Annotated in this window: 19 protein-coding genes; 13 read left to right on the top strand and 6 right to left on the bottom strand. The window is 62.6% G+C overall.

Annotation, left to right across the window (positions count from 1 at the left end; all coding sequences use genetic code 11):
- Positions 1–35: 35 nt before the first annotated feature.
- Entirely contained in the window at positions 36–299 is a 264-nt protein-coding gene (locus ACQZ6J_RS11325) for a sel1 repeat family protein (protein ID WP_112797009.1), read from the bottom strand.
- A gap of 465 nt (positions 300–764) precedes the next feature.
- Here ACQZ6J_RS11325 and ACQZ6J_RS11320 point away from each other — a divergent pair, with 465 nt between their 5' ends.
- From ACQZ6J_RS11320 to ACQZ6J_RS11310, 3 genes are all read left to right on the top strand, one after another.
- A complete protein-coding gene (locus ACQZ6J_RS11320; protein ID WP_163994395.1) occupies positions 765–1,103 on the top strand; it encodes a DUF2147 domain-containing protein in 339 nt (112 codons plus the stop codon).
- A gap of 206 nt (positions 1,104–1,309) precedes the next feature.
- Positions 1,310–1,486 carry a hypothetical protein gene (locus ACQZ6J_RS11315; RefSeq protein ID WP_204326898.1) on the top strand — a complete coding sequence of 59 codons (177 nt, stop codon included), beginning with the start codon at positions 1,310–1,312 and terminating at the stop codon, positions 1,484–1,486.
- Between the two features lie 119 nt (positions 1,487–1,605).
- Positions 1,606–3,108, top strand: a complete 1,503-nt coding sequence (locus ACQZ6J_RS11310) for an AMP nucleosidase (RefSeq protein ID WP_449084047.1) — start codon at positions 1,606–1,608, stop codon at positions 3,106–3,108.
- Between the two features lie 17 nt (positions 3,109–3,125).
- On the opposite strand, the gene ACQZ6J_RS11305 is transcribed toward ACQZ6J_RS11310, so the two are convergent.
- Positions 3,126–3,356 carry a hypothetical protein gene (locus tag ACQZ6J_RS11305; RefSeq protein WP_449084045.1) on the bottom strand — a complete coding sequence of 77 codons (231 nt, stop codon included), beginning with the start codon at positions 3,354–3,356 and terminating at the stop codon, positions 3,126–3,128.
- A gap of 156 nt (positions 3,357–3,512) precedes the next feature.
- Between ACQZ6J_RS11305 and ACQZ6J_RS11300 the strand changes: the two genes are divergently transcribed.
- The 4 genes from ACQZ6J_RS11300 to ACQZ6J_RS11285 are packed head-to-tail and all read left to right on the top strand — an operon-like array spanning position 3,513 to position 5,893.
- Positions 3,513–3,872, top strand: a complete 360-nt coding sequence (locus ACQZ6J_RS11300; RefSeq protein WP_449084043.1) for a YciI family protein — start codon at positions 3,513–3,515, stop codon at positions 3,870–3,872.
- Between the two features lie 10 nt (positions 3,873–3,882).
- Entirely contained in the window at positions 3,883–4,245 is a 363-nt protein-coding gene (locus tag ACQZ6J_RS11295) for a YciI family protein (protein WP_449084041.1), read from the top strand.
- A 17-nt stretch (positions 4,246–4,262) separates the two neighbouring features.
- Positions 4,263–4,640 (top strand): YciI family protein, encoded by a 378-nt coding sequence (locus tag ACQZ6J_RS11290; RefSeq protein ID WP_449084039.1) that lies wholly within the window; start codon positions 4,263–4,265, stop codon positions 4,638–4,640.
- Positions 4,641–4,645: 5 nt separating this feature from the next.
- Positions 4,646–5,893: an RNA polymerase sigma factor gene (locus tag ACQZ6J_RS11285; RefSeq protein WP_449084173.1), complete on the top strand. Its 1,248-nt coding sequence runs from the start codon at positions 4,646–4,648 to the stop codon at positions 5,891–5,893.
- A gap of 5 nt (positions 5,894–5,898) precedes the next feature.
- Here ACQZ6J_RS11285 and ACQZ6J_RS11280 read toward each other — a convergent pair whose 3' ends face one another.
- Complete coding sequence (locus ACQZ6J_RS11280; protein ID WP_449084037.1) at positions 5,899–6,858, bottom strand: lysylphosphatidylglycerol synthase domain-containing protein; 960 nt, start codon at positions 6,856–6,858, stop codon at positions 5,899–5,901.
- A gap of 95 nt (positions 6,859–6,953) precedes the next feature.
- Here ACQZ6J_RS11280 and ACQZ6J_RS11275 point away from each other — a divergent pair, with 95 nt between their 5' ends.
- Complete coding sequence (locus ACQZ6J_RS11275; protein ID WP_163994377.1) at positions 6,954–7,973, top strand: glycosyltransferase family 2 protein; 1,020 nt, start codon at positions 6,954–6,956, stop codon at positions 7,971–7,973.
- Positions 7,966–9,462 carry a glycosyltransferase family 39 protein gene (locus tag ACQZ6J_RS11270; RefSeq protein WP_449084035.1) on the top strand — a complete coding sequence of 499 codons (1,497 nt, stop codon included), beginning with the start codon at positions 7,966–7,968 and terminating at the stop codon, positions 9,460–9,462. The genes ACQZ6J_RS11275 and ACQZ6J_RS11270 overlap by 8 nt, the downstream gene beginning before the upstream one ends.
- A 30-nt stretch (positions 9,463–9,492) precedes the next feature.
- Here ACQZ6J_RS11270 and ACQZ6J_RS11265 read toward each other — a convergent pair whose 3' ends face one another.
- On the bottom strand, positions 9,493–10,860 hold the full coding sequence (locus ACQZ6J_RS11265) for an aspartate aminotransferase family protein (protein ID WP_449084033.1): 1,368 nt from the start codon (positions 10,858–10,860) through the stop codon (positions 9,493–9,495).
- A gap of 287 nt (positions 10,861–11,147) precedes the next feature.
- On the opposite strand from ACQZ6J_RS11265, the gene ACQZ6J_RS11260 reads away from it, so the two are divergent.
- A complete protein-coding gene (locus tag ACQZ6J_RS11260) occupies positions 11,148–12,488 on the top strand; it encodes a glutamine synthetase family protein (protein ID WP_449084031.1) in 1,341 nt (446 codons plus the stop codon).
- 5 nt (positions 12,489–12,493) lie between these two features.
- Here the strand turns inward: ACQZ6J_RS11260 and ACQZ6J_RS11255 are convergent, their stop codons facing one another.
- Positions 12,494–13,441, bottom strand: a complete 948-nt coding sequence (locus tag ACQZ6J_RS11255) for a diacylglycerol/lipid kinase family protein (protein ID WP_449084029.1) — start codon at positions 13,439–13,441, stop codon at positions 12,494–12,496.
- A gap of 330 nt (positions 13,442–13,771) precedes the next feature.
- On the opposite strand from ACQZ6J_RS11255, the gene ACQZ6J_RS11250 reads away from it, so the two are divergent.
- Positions 13,772–14,980, top strand: coding sequence for an MFS transporter (locus tag ACQZ6J_RS11250; RefSeq protein ID WP_432444434.1), 1,209 nt, complete (start codon positions 13,772–13,774; stop codon positions 14,978–14,980).
- On the opposite strand, the gene ACQZ6J_RS11245 is transcribed toward ACQZ6J_RS11250, so the two are convergent.
- On the bottom strand, positions 14,945–15,349 hold the full coding sequence (locus ACQZ6J_RS11245) for a winged helix-turn-helix transcriptional regulator (protein WP_163994359.1): 405 nt from the start codon (positions 15,347–15,349) through the stop codon (positions 14,945–14,947). The genes ACQZ6J_RS11250 and ACQZ6J_RS11245 overlap by 36 nt on opposite strands.
- Before the next feature lie 104 nt (positions 15,350–15,453).
- Here ACQZ6J_RS11245 and ACQZ6J_RS11240 point away from each other — a divergent pair, with 104 nt between their 5' ends.
- A complete protein-coding gene (locus tag ACQZ6J_RS11240; RefSeq protein WP_449084026.1) occupies positions 15,454–16,467 on the top strand; it encodes a zinc-binding alcohol dehydrogenase family protein in 1,014 nt (337 codons plus the stop codon).
- 355 nt (positions 16,468–16,822) lie between these two features.
- Complete coding sequence (gene mgtE, locus ACQZ6J_RS11235) at positions 16,823–18,196, top strand: magnesium transporter (protein WP_449084024.1); 1,374 nt, start codon at positions 16,823–16,825, stop codon at positions 18,194–18,196.
- Positions 18,197–18,214 lie beyond the last annotated feature (18 nt).

The raw sequence follows: 18,214 nt of genomic DNA, 5'->3' as shown, positions 1-18,214 counted from the left end.
GATCAGTCGGTAAGTCGTATTCCTTGCGGCACGCGTCAGTGCGTCGTCATCCATTCGCGGGCGGCGCGCAGCGCTGCTGCGAGCTGCATCTTGGTCAAGGTCGCGGCGACGTCGGCACGAAGCTCGGCGGCGCGCTCGCTGCCACGGATGGCGGCGATATTCAACCATTTATGGGCGGCAACGAGGTCTGCGGCGCAGCCCCTGCCGGTCGCGTAGTTCACGCCCAGTTCGCAAAGGGCATCGGCGCTGTTACCACCCATCATAGCCATTCCAGACATCGGCGTTTCAAAGCGTGCCATCGGTTTTGTCCCTGTCTTACTTCTGTTCGTATCTGCCCTGTTTTCCGTCCGAACCTTGCCGTCGTTCGCGGCTTTCCGGTTCTTCCGGCCGGCGGGTTTGCCCCGCTCGTTTGATGGCTTCACTATCGCAGACGGCTTTCAAAAAACGCCTAAAATGCATGATTAATTCGATGCAAACAAAGTGCAAATGCTTGGTAAACTTGGGATTTTGTTAAACATCGCTTCCCTTGCAAATTAAGGATTTTCGGGCGGTCTTTACGTTTCGTTAGGATTTGGATTTAAACTCTTCCTTCATCATAAAAAGAGCACGCTCCAATTCGATGCTGTGTTTCGACGATGCGCGGAAACCCGCTGGGACAGCAGTTTTGTGCTCCGAGAACCATATTTACCTTTACGTTCGCGTCAGATAATCTCGCGCGCGTTTCCGGCGGTCGTGCCGGGCCGCGTCCGGGAAGGAACAACGCTATGATCCGTGCCACCATTCTTGCCGCCGCACTGCTGATGAGCACGAGCGCGGCCTTTGCCGAAGAGCCGATCGTCGGCAACTGGAAAACGCTCGACGGCGACACCGCCGTCATCGCCCCCTGCGCCGACAGCTATTGCGTGACGTTGAAAACAGGCAAATATGCCGGCAGGCAGATCGGCAAGATGCAGGGCAAGGGCAGCAGCTATACCGGCGAACTCACCGACCCCTCCGAAGACAAGACCTATAGCGGCTCCGGCACCGTGAGCGGCAATAGCGTGAGGATGAAGGGCTGCGTGCTCAAGGTATTCTGCAAGTCTCAGACCTGGACGAGGCTCTGAGACGACGCTTTCCTCTTCCGGAAAAGCCTTTCGGATCCGCCCGCCATCGGCAGGCGGATCCTTGTTGCTTGCCCAAGGACGGGCGTATGCATCGGTTCGAAACCGGTAATATTTCTGAACGCTAGATGAACCGGTATCTCAGCACCTGTTCAGCCTGACCATGGCAAAACAGTGTCCAGTATAGGGCACTGGGTAGGGCCAGGAACATGAACTCGATCATCATGGCACGGCGTTTCGTCATCATCATGCTGTTTGCCGCCATCTTTGCATTCAGCTTCTCGGTTGCGGTAGAACACGCGGGCCGCAGCGGCGCGCAATCGCATTTCGGAGCAAGCTTCACCTGCGTTGAGGCCGGCACGCCATATTGCACGACCATACAGTAACGAACGCCTGCGCATGGCGCCGCGCGAGCCTTGGGGATGGCTGCAAAAATAGCTGCGAGAATCCGAACCATGGCTTGCAACGTCGTTTGCTTGTAACCGACGACACTCTATAATGGCGCATGAGCAACAGAATCTCTTCTTTTTCACCCAACGACATCTCCTCCCCAAGCCCGTTCCAGCCGCGCACCTTCGATGATCCGGGCAAAGCCGTCGAAGCGCTGACGGAGCTCTACGAGCGCAATACCGCGTTCCTGATCGAGAATTTCACCAGGCTCGCCAAGGGCTCGCCGGTCACGGCGCGCTACCGGGCCTTCTATCCGCAGGTCAGCATCGAGACGACAAGCTTCGGCCATGTCGATTCGCGCCTTTCCTACGGCCATGTCACGGCGCCGGGCGTCTATACGACGACGATCACCCGCCCCAACCTCTTCAAGCACTACCTCAAGGAGCAGCTGACGCTGCTGATGCGCAGCCATAAGGTGCCGGTGGTGGTGTCGGAATCGACCACGCCGATCCCGCTGCACTTCGCATTCGGCGAAGGCGCCTACGTGGAAGCATCCGCCACGGCCTTCGAGGACATTCCGCTGCGCGACCTCTTCGATACGCCTGACCTGAACACCACCGACGACGAGATCGCCAACGGCGAATACATCCCGCCGCCGGGCGAGCCGTCGCCGCTTGCGCCCTTCACGGCGCAGCGCATCGACTATTCGCTGGCCCGTCTCGTCCACTACACGGCAACAAGTGCCGCGCATTTCCAGAATTTCGTGCTGTTCACGAACTACCAGTTCTACATCGACGAGTTCTGCAAGTGGGCGCGCGACCTGATGGCCAAGGGCGGTGACGGCTACACAGCCTTCGTCGAGCCCGGCAACATCATCACGCCGGCCGGCGCAAGCCAGCCGGAGGGCGACACGACGCCGCCACGGCTGCCGCAGATGCCGGCCTACCATCTGAAGAAGAAGGGACATGCCGGCATCACCATGATCAACATCGGTGTCGGTCCCTCCAACGCCAAGACGATTACCGACCACGTCGCCGTGCTGCGCCCGCATGCATGGCTGATGCTCGGCCACTGCGCCGGCCTGCGCAACAGCCAGCGGCTCGGCGACTACGTGCTCGCCCATGCCTATATGCGCGAGGATCACGTTCTGGACGACGACCTGCCGGTCTGGGTGCCGATCCCGGCGCTGGCCGAAGTGCAGGTGGCGCTGGAAGCCGCCGTTGCCGAAATCACCGGCTATGAGGGCTTCGAGCTGAAGCGCATCATGCGCACGGGGACCGTCGGCACCATCGACAACCGCAACTGGGAACTGCGCGACCAGGCAGGCCCGGTCAAGCGCCTGTCGCAGGCCCGCGCCGTTGCCCTCGACATGGAATCGGCGACGATCGCCGCCAACGGCTTCCGTTTCCGCGTTCCCTACGGCACGCTGCTCTGCGTCTCGGACAAGCCGCTACACGGCGAGCTGAAGCTGCCGGGGATGGCGACCGCCTTCTACCGCACGCAGGTGAACCAGCATCTGCAGATCGGTATCCGCGCCATCCAGAAGCTGGCCGAAATGCCGCCGGAGAAGCTGCATTCGCGCAAGCTGCGCAGCTTCTTCGAAACGGCGTTCCAATAGGCGCCGGGGCTTCGAGCCTATTGTCCGTCAACGGACACCGAAATCATCCTGCCAGCGGCCGCGACTTGCGGCCGTTCGTCGTTTGGCGCGGCCCCTAGGTTCAGGCACAGGATCAGCAGGGCGAAACCCGCAAGTCCGATCCAGATACGGAACACGACCCTCCCGGCATCCGCCGCTTCCAGCAGTTCCGCTTCCGACAACGTCTTTCTTTGCCAGTAATGCACGATTGCAGCTTCCAGGCTGTACATTTCCGTCACTCCTCTGGTGATGACGGAACTGGTCGACCGGCGTCGTTCGTTTTCGACAGAGCTGGAAATTTTTGTCATGCTGCGGATCGGGATGTCGATTTGCTTGGCGGCCGCTCGTCTATGGCTGTCAGCAAAATCGAGAGAGGAGACGCTGTGATGAAATATCTCTGCCAGGTCTGGTTCGACGGCACGGTGCTCGACACCATGACGAAAGAGGAAAAGCACAGGCTGGATTCGGATTCACTCGGCTATGACCGCGACCTGACAGCGAGCGGCCACATGATCCATGCCGAAGCGCTGCAATCGCCACGCTCGGCGGTGACGGTGCGGGTTCGCAACGGCGAGACATCGGTGACGGACGGACCCTTTATCGAAACCAAGGAATATCTCGGCGGCTTCATCCTGATCGAAGCGAAAGACCTGAACGATGCGATCCGCGTTGCGGCGGGCATTCCGCTCGCCAAGCTCGGCAGCATCGAGGTGCGGCCGATCTATTCTTTCGGCCCGGACGCTTGAGGAGGCCGCGATGAAATTCCTTTGCCAGGTCTGGTTCGAAACCGCCGAGATCGCCAAGCTTTCCGTAGAGGAAGGGCGAAAGCTGACCCAGGATTCGATCGACAACGACAACCGGCTGCGCGACAGCGGCCACATCATCGTCGCCAACGCGCTGCGCGAGCCGCACACCGCGAGAACGGTTCGCGTGCGCAGGGGCGAAGCTGCCGTCACCGACGGCCCTTTCGCTGAAATAAAGGAGCATCTCGGCGGCTTCGTGCTGATCGAGGCGCGGGACATGGAGGAAGCGACGCGAATAGCGGCCACCTTCCCCGTTGCCCGCTACGGCATGATCGAGGTGCGCGCCGCCTTCGATATCCGCTTTCCGGACGAATGACTGAGAAAGGAAAAGACATGCGGTTTCTATGCCTGATCTACACATCCGTCGATGTCGACGGACGGCTGACGCCAAGCGAGATGAACCACCTGATCGGCGAGCATTTCGTCTATGACGAAGGCCTGCGGCAGGACGGCACCCTGATCGTTTCGGATGCACTGGAGCTTCGAAACAAATCGATCGTCATCCGACCGGATGGCGACGCATTTTCGGTGACGGACGGGCCGTTCGTGGAGACGAAGGAATATCTGGCCGGTTTCTATCTCATCGAGGCGCCGGATCTGGATAGCGCGGCCGATATCGCCCGAGGCATTCCCTCGGCGCGTTACGGCGCCATAGAAATTCGTCCGGTTCGTATCCTGACCCTTCAGGGCGACCTGGCGGAGACATATTGACGCCCGTGTCGCCGAGCCAGACCATCGAAGGCATCTATCGCAGCCACTCGCGCCGCGTGCTGGCAACGCTGATCCGTCTGCTCGGCGATTTCGACCGGGCGGAGGAAGCGCTCCACGATGCCTTCGCCGCGGCGGCGCAGCAATGGACGGAGGAGACGATTCCCGCCAATCCCTACGCCTGGCTCGTCTCCGCCGGGCGCTTTCGCGCCATCGACCACATAAGGCGGCGAACGCGTTTCGACGCCGCTCGTTCGGACATTGCCGACAGCCTTTACCCGGAGGGAGAGGCGATGGAGATCGCCGAAAGCCAGGAGATCGAGGACGACATGCTGCGGCTGATCTTCACCTGCTGCCATCCCCTCATCCCGGCGGAGGCACGCATGGCGATGGCGTTGCGCGAGGTCTGCGGGCTGACGACGGAAGAGATCGCCCATGCCTTCCTGATCCCGGCGCCAACCGTCGCTCAACGCATCGTCCGCGCCAAGAACCGCATCCGCGCAGCCCATATCCCCTACGAGGTGCCCGGCAAGGCCGAGCTGCCGGAGCGGCTGGCGCAGGTGCTGCATGTCATCTACCTCGTCTTCAACGAAGGCTATTCCGCATCCTCCGGCCCGGCCATCGTCCGCGCCGATCTCGCGGCCGAGGCCATTCGGCTCGGCAGGCTGCTGTTGCAGTTGCTGCCGGATTCGGAGGTCGAAGGGCTGCTGGCAATCATGCTACTGCAGGATTCACGGCGGCTTGCGCGCACCGACGTGGCCGGCGATCTCGTGCTGCTTGCCGATCAGGATCGCACACTTTGGGATCGCGGCCAGATCCGGGAAGGCTTGGCGCTAGCGGCCCTGGCGATGGCGGCGGAAAGCGTCGGCAGCTATGCGCTGCAAGCCGCAATCGCGGCAGAACATGCCCGCGCGGAGACTTCAGACGATACCGACTGGCGGCAGTTGGTGACGCTCTACGACCTGCTGCTGACGGCCAGTCCCTCCCCGGTGATCGAACTCAATCGGGCCGTGGCCGTTTCCATGCGCGACGGCCCTGCGGCGGCGCTTTCAATCGTCGAACGGCTGCTCCACGAAGAGCGCATGGCGCGATATCACCTCGGCCATGCCGCGAAAGCCGATTTCCTGCGCCGGCTCGGACGGCCGGACGAAGCGCGGCAGGCCTACGAAACGGCGCTTTCACTGTGCCAGCAAGGACCGGAGCAGGCATTTCTGCGCAAGCGCCTGGCGGAACTCGACGACACGGCTCGCCAATAGGCGGATCAGGCGCGCTTGCGCGAGGCAAGCAATCCGATCGCGGTGCCCGTCAGCGCCGAAACCACGATCAAGAGGTGAGCGTTGATGCTGGCCTGCGCCAGATTTTCGATTGCCGCCTTCTCGCTCGAAGCCCCGAACGCCATGGCACCCGCAGTAATGCCGGCCGGATAGGTGCCGACGCCGCCCGGCGCGTGCACCGGCAGGACGGAGGACAGTTCGCCGCCGAGCGCGCCGCCGAAGCTTGCAGACAGCGGCGTGACGTTCATGAGCCCGAGCGCCCAGGCAAGGACCGCGACCTTGACCAGCCAGTTGACCACCGTCGTCAGCCAGGCGCGCGCGAAGGCACCCGCGTCGACCGGCAGGCCGCGCTCCAGCTCGTGCACCAGCCCTTGCGCCTTTCTGGGCAGGAGGCGGGCGGCAAGGCGGATCAACGGCCGGCGGGAGGCAAAGCCCGCAACGGGCAGCAACAGGAAAGCCACCCATATGATCCAGGCAAGACCACGATAGGGCGAGGCAAGCGCAAGACCGATGCCGGCGGCCGCGAGCAAGGCGTGCAGATCGAGCAGCCGCATGACGAACAGCGCCGAGGTTCCGCGCGCCAGCGGAATACCGAATTCCGAGCGCATCAGCACCGGGAAGCTGGTCTCGCCGGTGCGAAACGGCATCATGATGTTCAGAAGGTTATGGACCTGCGTGACGCGGAACAGAGCTGCGAAATGACCCGATGTCTCCTTCGGGAAGTAATCGTAGATGCGCCAGGTGCGCAGGAAATAGGTGCCGGTCAGAAGCGCAAGCGCCAGAAGGATCGGTAGGGCGCCGACCTTGCCCCACTGCGCCAGGATGGAACTCCAACCCCAGAACCACTCGATGAAGGCGGCGTAGGCCACGACGACAGCGAGCGTCAGTAGCATCATTCGGTTGCGAATAAACCAATTCTGTCGGCTGGCAACCATCGGAGTCTTCATGTAGTTAGGGCACCCAAATGCGAGCGGAGGCTGAAACCGGATTTATCGCTCGTTCCGTCCGGCAGGTTCTGCCGGTCTTTTAGGAGAAAGTAGAGTTGCAGACAACGGCAGAGTCGACCCTCCCCCAGGCCGATCCAGCAAGCCCCCTCGAGCTTTCGCTGGTCGTGCCCGTCTTCAACGAGGAAGAAAGCGTCGGACCGCTCATCGAGCGCATCTGCACCGCCATGACGAGCTTTTCCAGGCCATGGGAGCTGATCCTGGTCGACGACGGCAGCACCGACGCGACGCTCGCCAATGCGCGCCGATCCCTTCCGCGGGAGGGGCTGACGCTGCGCATCGTCGAATTGCAGCGCAATTTCGGCCAGACGGCCGCCATGCAGGCCGGCATCGATGCGGCCAGCGGCCGCCTCATCGCCACCATGGACGGCGACCTGCAGAACGACCCGAAGGACATCCCCTCGATGGTCGAGGAGCTGGAGCGGCGGCAGCTCGACCTGCTCGTCGGCTGGCGCAAGAACCGTCAGGACGGCCTCCTGCTGCGCAAGATTCCCTCCTGGTGCGCCAATTACCTGATCGGCCGCATCACCGGCGTCAAGCTGCACGACTATGGCTGCAGCCTGAAGATCTACCGCGCCTCCATCATCAAGCAGGTGAAGCTGATGGGCGAGATGCACCGCTTCATCCCTGCCTGGGTCGCCGGCGTCGTGCCGAGCTCGCGCATCGGCGAAGTTCCCGTCACGCATCATGCCCGCCAGCATGGCACCTCGAAATACGGGATTTCGCGCACCTTCCGCGTCATTCTCGACCTGCTGTCGGTGATGTTCTTCATGCGCTACAAGGCGCGGCCGGGCCACTTCTTCGGCTCGCTCGGCCTCGGCCTCGGTGCGCTGGCCGGCCTGATCCTGCTCTGGCTCTTCGTCGACAAGTTCATCTTCGGCGACGATATCGGCAACCGGCCGCTGCTATTGGTCGGCGTCGTGCTGCTGCTGTCGTCCGTGCAGATGATCACGACCGGCATCCTCGCCGAAATGATCGCACGCATCTACTATCGCGACGATCTCTCGCCGAACTACATCGTGCGCAAGATCTTCGACAGGGATCATCAGGATGCATAGGTTTCTGGTCCGCCGACCGGATGCCGTCATTCCCCTGCTTGCCGGCTATTTCCTGATCGAATTCCTCGTGCGCCTCGCCATGCCGCACGGCCTGCGCTACGACGAGTCGCAGCAGGCGCTGTTTTCGCAATGGCTGACCTTCGGCTACGACTCGCAGCCGCCGCTCTACAACTGGGTGCAGTCGATCGTCGTGTCCGTTTTCGGGCTTTCGCTGGCGGCGATCTCCAGCGTCAAGAACCTCTTCCTCTTCCTGGTCTATGTCAGCTATTACCGGCTGGCCCGGGAAGTGCTGACCGACAAGGTTTTTGCGGCGATCGCGACGCTGTCTCTGCTCACCATCCCGCAGTTCTTCTGGGAGGCCCAGCGCGATCTGACGCATACCGTGGCGCAGCTCGTCACCATCAACCTGTTTCTCTGGGGCGTGATCCGCACGCTGAAGGCCCCGAGCCTCGGCTCCTATATCTTCACCGGCGTCGCGCTCGGCCTCGGCATGCTGTCGAAATACAATTTCGCGCTGCTCGTGGCCGGTGCCTTCGTCGCCGTGCTGCTGCATCCTCAGGGGCGCGCAAGGGTCTTCGACAAGCGCTTCCTGCTCACCATCGTCATCTCCGTGCTGATCTTCCTGCCGCACGGCCTTTGGCTGATGCATAATCTCGGCCTCGCCTCCGGCCGCACGCTCGGCATCATGGAGCAAAACGCACCGGATGGCGCCTTCGCGAAGTTCGTGAAGGGACCGGTGAAGTTCCTCAGGCTGATTCTCGTCATCAGTGCGCCGACGCTCGTCGTCTATGCGCTGGTCTTCGGCAAGAGCCTGCTCAAGAATCTCGGGCGGTCGAACGAATGGACCCGCTTCTTCGAGATCCTTCTGGCCGTCATCGCCATTCTCATAGTCATCCTGATCGTCACCATCGGCATGACCGACATGCGCGACCGCTGGCTGCTGCCCTTCCTGTTCCTGCTGCCGATCTATCTTTGCCTGAAGATGGAAATTGCCGGGATCAAGGCCGCGGATTTCGGCAAGCGCTTCTTCTACGTGCCGCTCGTCATGATGGTCGTCATCCCGGCGCTGCTGCTGATCCGCACCTTTTTCCCGTCGTGGTTCGGTGCCTTCGACCATTACAACACGCCCTATCCGGCCTTCGTGCAGCAGATTGTGGCCGCCGAGGGCAAGAGGCCTGGCCTGGTGCTGACCGACGGATGGCTGCCCGCCGGCAATCTGCACCTGCAGCTTCCCGACGTTCCGGCCATGTCGCTCTTCTTCCCGAACCTGAAGAGGGACTATGAATGGACTGCCAGCCGGCCGATCCTGATCGTGTGGCGCCCCGGCAAGGATAATGGCGTCATGCCGGTGGAATTGTCGAACTGGCTGCGCGATACGCTCGGTCCGCAATATGCGACGCCGGACACCAAGCTTGCCGGCGTGCAATATATCCATGGCAAGCCCGGCGAGATGGCGTCCTTTGCCTATGGGTGGGTCTATCCGAAGTAAGCGGCACGTCTCCGCGCGTGCCGCCCTTTCCTACGGCTTTACCTCTGCCCAAACGGCATCGAGCGCGCCGCGTGCGATGCGCACCATCGCGTCTACCTCACGATGGCTGATGACGAGCGGCGGCGAGGCCAGCATGCGGTCGCCGGTTGCGCGCAGCACCAGACCGTTCGCCAGCGCATGGTTGCGCACGGCCGAGCCCACCGCATCCGGCTTGTCGAAGCGGCGACGGGTGGATTTGTCGGCGGCAAGCTGCAACGCGCCCATCAGACCGATGCTGACGGCTTCGCCGACCATGTCGTGATCCGCAAGGCTGCCCCAGGCTCTCGCGAAATAGGGACCGATCTCGTCGCGAACACGCTCGATCAGCCGTTCCTCCTCAAGGATTCGCAAATTCTCGAGCGCGGCGGCGGCGCAGACCGGATGGCCGGAGTAAGTGAAGCCGTGGTTGAATTCGCCGACCTCGTTGATGAGCACATCGGCGATGCGATCGCTGACGAGCACGCCGCCGATCGGCAGGTAGCCGGAGGACAGGCCCTTGGCGATCGGCGCAAGATCGGGTTCGACACCGAAATGCTGATGGCCGAACCATGCGCCGAGGCGGCCGAAGCCGCAGATGACTTCGTCGCAGACGAGCAGAATGTTCCTCGCCTTGCAGATGCGGGCAATTTCGGGCCAATAGGTCGATGGCGGGATGATGACGCCGCCGGCGCCCTGCACCGGCTCGGCGACGAAAGCCGCGACATTCTCCTCACCCAGTTCGTCGATCTTGGCTTCGAGTTCGCGGGCGATCTTGAGACCAAATTCTTCCGGCGAGAGATCGCCACCCTCGGCATACCAATAGGGCTGGCCGATGTGGACGACGCCGGGGATCGGGAGATCTCCCTGCTCGTGCATGTACTTCATGCCGCCCAGGCTGGCGCCGGCGACGGTCGAGCCGTGATAGCCATTTTTGCGGGCGATGACGGTCTTCTTCGTCGGCTTGCCGACGGCGCCCCAATAGACTCGAGCCATGCGGAACCAGGTATCGTTGGCCTCGGAACCGGAATTGGTGAAGAAGACGTGGTTGAACTGCGGCCCGGCATGGGCGCAGACCTTCTCGGCCAAAAGCGTCGCGGGCGTCGTCGTGGTGCCGAAGAAGGTATTGTAATAGGGCAGCTCGTTCATCTGCCTGACGACGGCATCGGCGATTTCGGTCCGCCCATAGCCGATGTTCACGCACCAGAGGCCGGCAAAGCCATCCAGATACTTCCGCCCTTCCGCATCGAAGATATAGACGCCCTCGCCGCGCTGGATGACGCGCGCGCCATCGGCATTGAGCTTCTTCATATCCGCAAAGGGATGGAGGTGGTGGGCGGCGTCGAGGGCGGCGAGATTGGAGCGGCTTGGCGTGTCGGACATGGTTTATTCGAACCCTCTTTGAATTGGCGCCTCACAGGCAAATCCGCCTGTGCCGCGACGATGTGCATGGCCCCTCACCCCAGCCCTCTCCCCGTAGAACGGGGCGAGGGAGTTTTCCTGCCATATGCTGCCGTGAGCGAGACTGAGCATCGGGCAGTCCCCTCTCCCCGCGAATGCGGGGAGAGGGCTAGGGTGAGGGGCTAAGCTCCAGGCGCAGCGCAGCCAGACTTGACTGAAAGCTATCATCGTTTACGACCATGCCGTGAGCATGGGGGATTTACAAGAGCATGGCGGCCGACAACGCAACCGAAGGTAACGCGCGCATCGAGGTGCTGATATCGGACATGAACGGCCGGCTGCGGGGCAAGCAGATCCCGATCGCGGCCGAAAAGAAGGTCTGGTCCGGCGCTGTGCGGCTGCCGACCTCGACGCAATCGCTCGACATATGGGGCGACGACAACGACGACATCACCGGCCTGTCGCTGACGATCGGCGATCCGGACGGAACATGCGTTGCGGACAAGCGCACGCTGGCGGACATGCCCTGGGCGCCGCCGGGGTCGAAGCAGGTGCTGGCCACCATGCATGAGCTCGACGGCACCCCGAGCTTTCAGGATCCACGCGCCATTCTTGCCGCCGTGGTCGATCGCTACAAGGCGCTCGGCCTGACGCCGGTAGTGGCAACCGAGCTGGAATTCTATCTGCTCGCCGGAGACTGGCGCGAAAGAGGCACCCCCTCGCCGCCTGCGGCGCTGACCTACCAGGGCGAGCCGAACGGCTTCCAGCTCTACGACATGGATGCCGTCGATCTTCTCGGGGACTATCTCGAAACGCTGCGCAGCTACGCGAGAGCGCAAGGGCTGCCGGCGGATGCGACGACGGCGGAATTCGGGCCCGGCCAGTTCGAAGTCAACCTGCTGCATCGCCCGGACGCGCTGGCCGCGGCCGACGACTGCATCATGCTCAAGCGCGTGGCCGAGCAGGCCGCACGCAAGCACGGCCTGAAATCGACCTGCATGGCCAAGCCCTATACCGACCACGCCGGCTCGGGGCTGCACGTCCATGCCAGCATCGTCGACGATCAGGGCCGCAATGTCCTCGATGCGGCGGGCGGCGAGCCAAGGAAACTGAAGTCGGTCTGCGCGGGATTGCTGCAGACGCTGCAGGATGCGCAACTGGTCTTTGCGCCCTATGCCAATTCCTATCGCCGTTTCCAGCCGGGCTCGTTCGCTCCCGTCGACCTGACCTGGGGCTATGGCCATCGCGGCACGGCCGTACGCATTCCCGAAAAGGATGGGCCGGGCGCGCGCATCGAGCACCGCGTCGCCGGCGCCGACGCCAATCCCTACCTGATGCTGGCGGCGATCCTCGGCGGCATGCTGCTCGGGCTGGAGAATGAGCTGGATCCCGGCGAGGAAACCACGCCGGCTTACGTGCCGGCCGATGCGCCGCGGCTGACGCATGATTTCCTAACGGCGGTGGAACGCTTCCGTGCCTCGGCCTTCGTCGCCGACATCTTCGGCGAGCGGTATCAGAAGCTCTACGGCGATACGAAGCACAAGGAGGCGATCCGCTACCTGCGCAGCGTTTCCGATTTCGACTACCGGACCTACCTGCCGCGCCTCTGACGGTTTCAGACGGCCATGCTGTCGACGGCGCCCTCGCGAGCGACCTTGATCGCGGTTCCCTGCTCGACCATGACCTTGAGCTCGCCGGGATGGACCCTCAACGTCACGTCGCGCTCCAGCGGCAGGAGTTCACCGTCCATGACGCAGTTTGCGAGCTGGCGCAGATTCGGAAAATGCAGATGCACTTCCGGCGCATGCATGATCATCACATCGGTATTCTGGCGAACCCGTCCGCGCAATATGTCGATGGCGAGGCGGGCGACGCCGAGCGGCCGCAGCGGTTTTGCGGTGTAAAAGCCCAGTTCGCCGCTGCGCAGGCTGTCGGCATAAAGCAGCGCATTGGCGCCGAAGGGATTGTTGGAGACCGAAATCGCCGAGACATGCCGACGCTCGCGAACATCGCCGGCCTCGAAATCGACGTCGAACTCCGGCGGGTTGGCAATCACGCCAAAGGCGGCGCGCGTGCTGGCGGACATTTTCCCGATGCGCGAGCGATAGGTATAGCCGTTGCGATAGCGCACCATGCGCGCATGCAGGCCCGCCGAAAACTGGTGCACGAAGGCGCGGCCATTGGCGCTGCCGATATCGACGTTATCGACCTCGCCTGTCGCCAACACGGTCAGGGTCTGCCAGATATCGAGCGGCAGCCGCAGCGAACGGGCAAAGAGGTTCATGGTCCCGGCCGGAATGACGCCGAGCGCGACGCCGTTCTTCCAGGCGATGGCGGCAGCGGCCGAAATCGTGCCATCGCCGCCGCCGGCGACAATGCCGTCAATGTCGTCGCGACGGGCCGCGCGCTCCATCGCCGACACGACGTTGCGCCCTTCCACGACCACAGCTTCGAAATCATGGCCGGCATCGCGGAAGACCTGTTCCGCTCTCTTCTCGTAGGCAGCCATGTCGGTCGTCCGGAACGTACCGCCATCACGATTGAAAAAGCCGATCAATTTCATTGGGGCTCTTGGTTTTCCGCAAATTGTGTTTCGGTCAGGGGCTGAAATCCCGCGCGCTTGTTCACAGATGGTTTTGGACAGTGCGATTTCAAGCGTTGCAACTGTTTCGTCCGACCGCGCGCCACCTACTTATGCACGATACGACATGCTGCGCTGCAAAAAATGCACGCGACAGAAGTATCGTTGTCATCGATACTATCCTCTGAGGCATGTCCATGCCCCTCCAGTTCCTTATTCCATTCCGATGCACTGAACGCCGAACGACGGGGTTTGCTGCCTGATTCGCGGCGCTTAGCCCGGCTTGCCGCCCAAGGAGTTTTCGTGAGCGATATTGCCGTCGAGGCCCTCGATACCCAAACCGCCGTGGAAGCGCCCTCGCGCACCGCCATTGCGCTTGTGACGCTGGCCCTGGCCGTCGGCAGCTTCGGCATCGGCACGGGCGAATTCGTCATCATGGGCCTGCTGCCCAACGTGGCGGATACTTTCGGCGTCACCACGCCGGAGGCAGGCCACGTCATCAGCGCCTATGCGCTCGGCGTCGTCGTCGGTGCGCCGATCATCGCCGTTCTTGCCGCCAAGATGGCGCGTCGCACGCTGCTTCTGCTGATGATGGCGATCTTTGCCGCCGGCAATATTTCCAGCGCGTTCGCGCCGACCTTCGAAAGCTTCACCGCGCTGCGCTTCATCACCGGCCTGCCGCACGGCGCCTATTTCGGCGTCGCCGCGCTTGTCGCCGCCTCCATGGTGCCGGTCCATCGCCGTGTCCGCGCCGTCGGCCAGGTCATGCTCGGCCTGACGATCGCCACGTTGATCGGCACCCCGATCGCCACTTTCCTCGGTCAGCTGCTCGAATGGCGCGCGGCTTTCATGATGGTCGGCGGCGTCGGTCTCGTCACCATGCTGCTCATCGCCCTCTTCCTGCCGAAGGACAAGGTCGAGGAAGGCGCCAGCATTACCCGCGAACTCGGCGCGCTCAAGCGCGTTCAGGTCTGGCTGACGCTCGGTGTCGCCGCCGTCGGCTTCGGCGGCATGTTCTCGATCTTCAGCTATGTCGCCACGACGACGACCGACGTTGCGGGCCTTGGCTCCGCCATGGTCCCGGTCGTGCTTGCGCTCTTCGGCATCGGCATGAATGTCGGCAACATCGTCGGATCGCGTCTGGGCGACATTTCGATCAAGGGAACGATCGGCGGCATGATGATCTTCAACATCGTCATCATGACGCTGTTTTCGTTGACGGCCGCCAATCCGGTCATGCTCTGCGTCTGCGTCTTCCTGATCGGCTGCGGCTTTGCCGCCTGTCCGGCCGTGCAGACCCGTCTGATGGACGTGGCCGCGGATGCGCAGACGCTGGCCGCCGCCTCCAACCACTCCGCCTTCAACATCGCCAACGCGCTCGGCGCCTGGCTCGGCGGCCTCGTGATCTCCTGGGGCTTCACGGCGGCCGCGACCGGCTATGTCGGCGCCGTCCTCTCCGTCGGCGGTCTCGCCGTTTTCATCGTGTCAGTTGGCCTGGAGCGTCGCACCGGTCACGCATGACATCGACGGGCCGGCAAGCTCCTGCCGGCCGTTGTGGCAAAACACATTCTCCTCACCCCATACGGCCATCGCCTTGATGATCGGCTTCAGGCTGGCGCCGAGCGGCGTCAGCGCGTAGTCGACGCGCGGCGGCACGACGGGGAAGACGGTGCGTGACACCAGCCCGGATTCCTCCAGCTCGCGCAACTGCTTCGTCAGCATGCGCTGCGTCACCGACGGCAGCTTGCGGCGGATCTCATTGAAGCGCAGCGTTCCCTCCATCAGGTGAAACAGGATCACGCCCTTCCATTTGCCGTCGAGCAGGCTCAGCGTCGCCTCGACCGGGCACCCCGGAAAATTTCTGACAAGCTTGGAGCGGGGAACCGACATCGACAGTATCCTTTTTGTACCTACGTACAGAATTTGTGCATTCTTGCACCTTTTGAGGATAATGCGCATCTAGCCTCCGTGCAACAAACCGAGGAGCTTCTCCCATGCGCGCAGTCGCCTACAAGCAACCGCAGCCTATCACCGCAGAAACATCGCTGATCGACGTCGAGCTTCCGACGCCCGAGGCCAAGGGTCACGATCTGCTCGTCGAAGTGAAGGCAGTCTCCGTCAATCCGGTCGACGTCAAGGTCCGCGCCAATGTCGCTCCGGCCGAGGGCGAGTACAAGATCCTGGGCTGGGATGCGGCCGGCATCGTCAGGGCGGTCGGCCCCGACGTCACCATGTTCAAGCCGGGTGACGAGGTCTTCTACGCCGGCGCTATCAATCGCGGCGGCTCGAACGCCGAGTTCCATCTCGTCGATGAGCGCATCGTCGGCGCCAAGCCTAGGAGCCTCGATTTTCCGGCTGCGGCGGCGCTGCCGCTGACTTCCATCACGGCTTATGAAGCTCTGTTCGACCGCCTGAAAGTACAGGACCCCGTCCCCGGAACCGCCAGTGCGATCCTCATCATCGGCGGCGCGGGCGGTGTCGGATCGATCGCCATCCAGATCGCGCGCGCCTTGACCGATCTCACCGTCATCGCCACCGCATCCCGGCCGGAAACCCAGGCCTGGGTCAAGGAGCTGGGAGCCCATCACGTCATCGACCATTCGAAGCCGCTTGCACCGCAGATCGAAGCGCTCGATATCGGTGCGCCGGCCTTCGTCTTCTCGACCACCAACACATCGGATCATATCGGCTCGATCGTCGATGCCATTGCGCCACAGGGCCGCTTCGCCCTGATAGACGATCCGAAGACGCTCGACGCCGTGCCTTTCAAGCGCAAGGCGATATCGATCCACTGGGAGCTGATGTTCACCCGCCCCCTCTTCCATACCGCCGATATGATCGAGCAGCACAGGCTGCTGACGAAGGTGGCGGAGCTGGTGGATGCCGGCAAGATTCGCTCGACGCTGACGGAGACCGTGGGCACGATCAACGCGGCCAACCTGAAGAAGGCGCACGCCCTCGTCGAGACCGGAAAGATGAAGGGAAAGGTGGTCCTGGCGGGCTTCTGAACGACAGGAATTCACGGCAAATCCGGCCGGGCGCATGTCGTCCGGCCGCTTTGTTTAAACGTATTTGCACAAGGTTTTGTTGCATCGCAAAAAATTGCAGCCGCCTAAACAAATTTTTATCGTAAGATCGCGCGTTTAGGCGCTTCCGCCTCTTGACTTTTCATGCCTTCGGCGCGACTTCTCGCGACATGGGAAACACCGTTTTTCCATACCGATTAACCGGAGCCATCTTTCGATGCCTAGCGACAGTAGTAGTCGATTGCCTTTGCCGTCAGTAGCATTCGTGCACTAACCGACTCCTGTCGGCTCGCCACGATCCGCTACGACGGCGGATCGACCGGAAAGGCGAGCTATAATGAACATCAACAGCTTTCCCATGCGGGCCGGCAATGCCGCTCGTGCATTCATCAATAACAATCGCGCCGTAACCATTGCGGAACGCGTCGAGGCTCTGAACGCAGTCGATGTGGCAGAAGCTGCCAACATCCTTGCCAAAATGCCGGAAGAGCGCGCCGTGCGCATTCTCGACCGGCCGGAACTGCGCAACGCACACACCATTCTCGAAGTCATGGGCAATGCAGACGCCTCGCGGCTGCTGCACGGCATGTCCAACGACCGCGTCGCCGACGTGCTCCTCGAAATGGATATCGACACCCGCGCCCGGCTCTTTGCCACGTTCGACGAGCATGCCCGGGTCGCAATCCAAGGCCTGATGGGCTATCCGCCCCGCACGGCCGGCGGCATCATGACGACGGAATTCGTCAGCGTGCTTGCAAGCTGGACCGTCGCGCAGACGCTCGATCACGTTCGCCAGGTCGAGCGCTCCCGCGAAACCGTCTATGCCATCTATGTGCTCGACGACGAGACGCATGTGCTGCTGCATGTCGTGACGCTGCGCCGTCTCATCACCGGCGAGCCCGATGCCTGTATTCTCACCGTGGCGCAGAAGGGCACGCCGGTCACGGCACCGCCGCTGATGAAGCAGGAAGACGTCGCCCGACTGATCCGCCGGCACGACCTGCTGGCGCTTCCGGTCGTCGACGACAAGGGTCATATGCTCGGCATCGTCACCGTCGATGACGTCATCGACACGATGATCGCCGATACGACCGAGGACGCCCAGAAGTTCGGCGGCATGGAAGCCCTCGGCCAGCCCTATATGAAGATCAGCTTCGGCGGCATGATCCGCAAGCGCGCCGGCTGGCTCGCAGCCCTCTTCCTCGGCGAAATGCTGACGGCAAGCGCCATGCAGCATTTCGAGGGCGAGCTGGAAAAGGCCGTGGTGCTGACCCTGTTCATCCCGCTGATCATGAGCTCGGGCGGCAATTCCGGTTCGCAGGCGACGTCGCTGATCATCCGCGCCCTGGCGCTCGGCGAACTCAAGCTTTCGGACTGGTGGCGCGTCGCGATCCGCGAATTGCCGACCGGCATCGTGCTCGGCGCGATCCTCGGCCTCGTCGGCTTCGCCCGCATCGTACTCTGGCAGAACATCGGCCTCTTCGATTACGGCCCGCACTGGCAGCTCGTCGCCTTGACCGTCTTTGCAGCCCTGATCGGCATCGTCACCTTCGGTTCGCTTGCCGGCTCGATGCTGCCTTTCGTTCTGCAGAAGCTGCGGCTCGACCCGGCCAGCGCATCGGCGCCGTTCGTTGCAACGCTGGTCGACGTCACCGGCCTGGTGATCTACTTCTCGGTGGCACTGCTGATCCTCAGCGGTACGATGCTCTGAGAATGACCAAACCCTGAC

The organism is Rhizobium sp. A37_96, from assembly GCF_053521765.1.
Note: the sequence above shows the minus strand (reverse complement) of the source record. Positions and strands in the feature narration are given on the sequence as shown.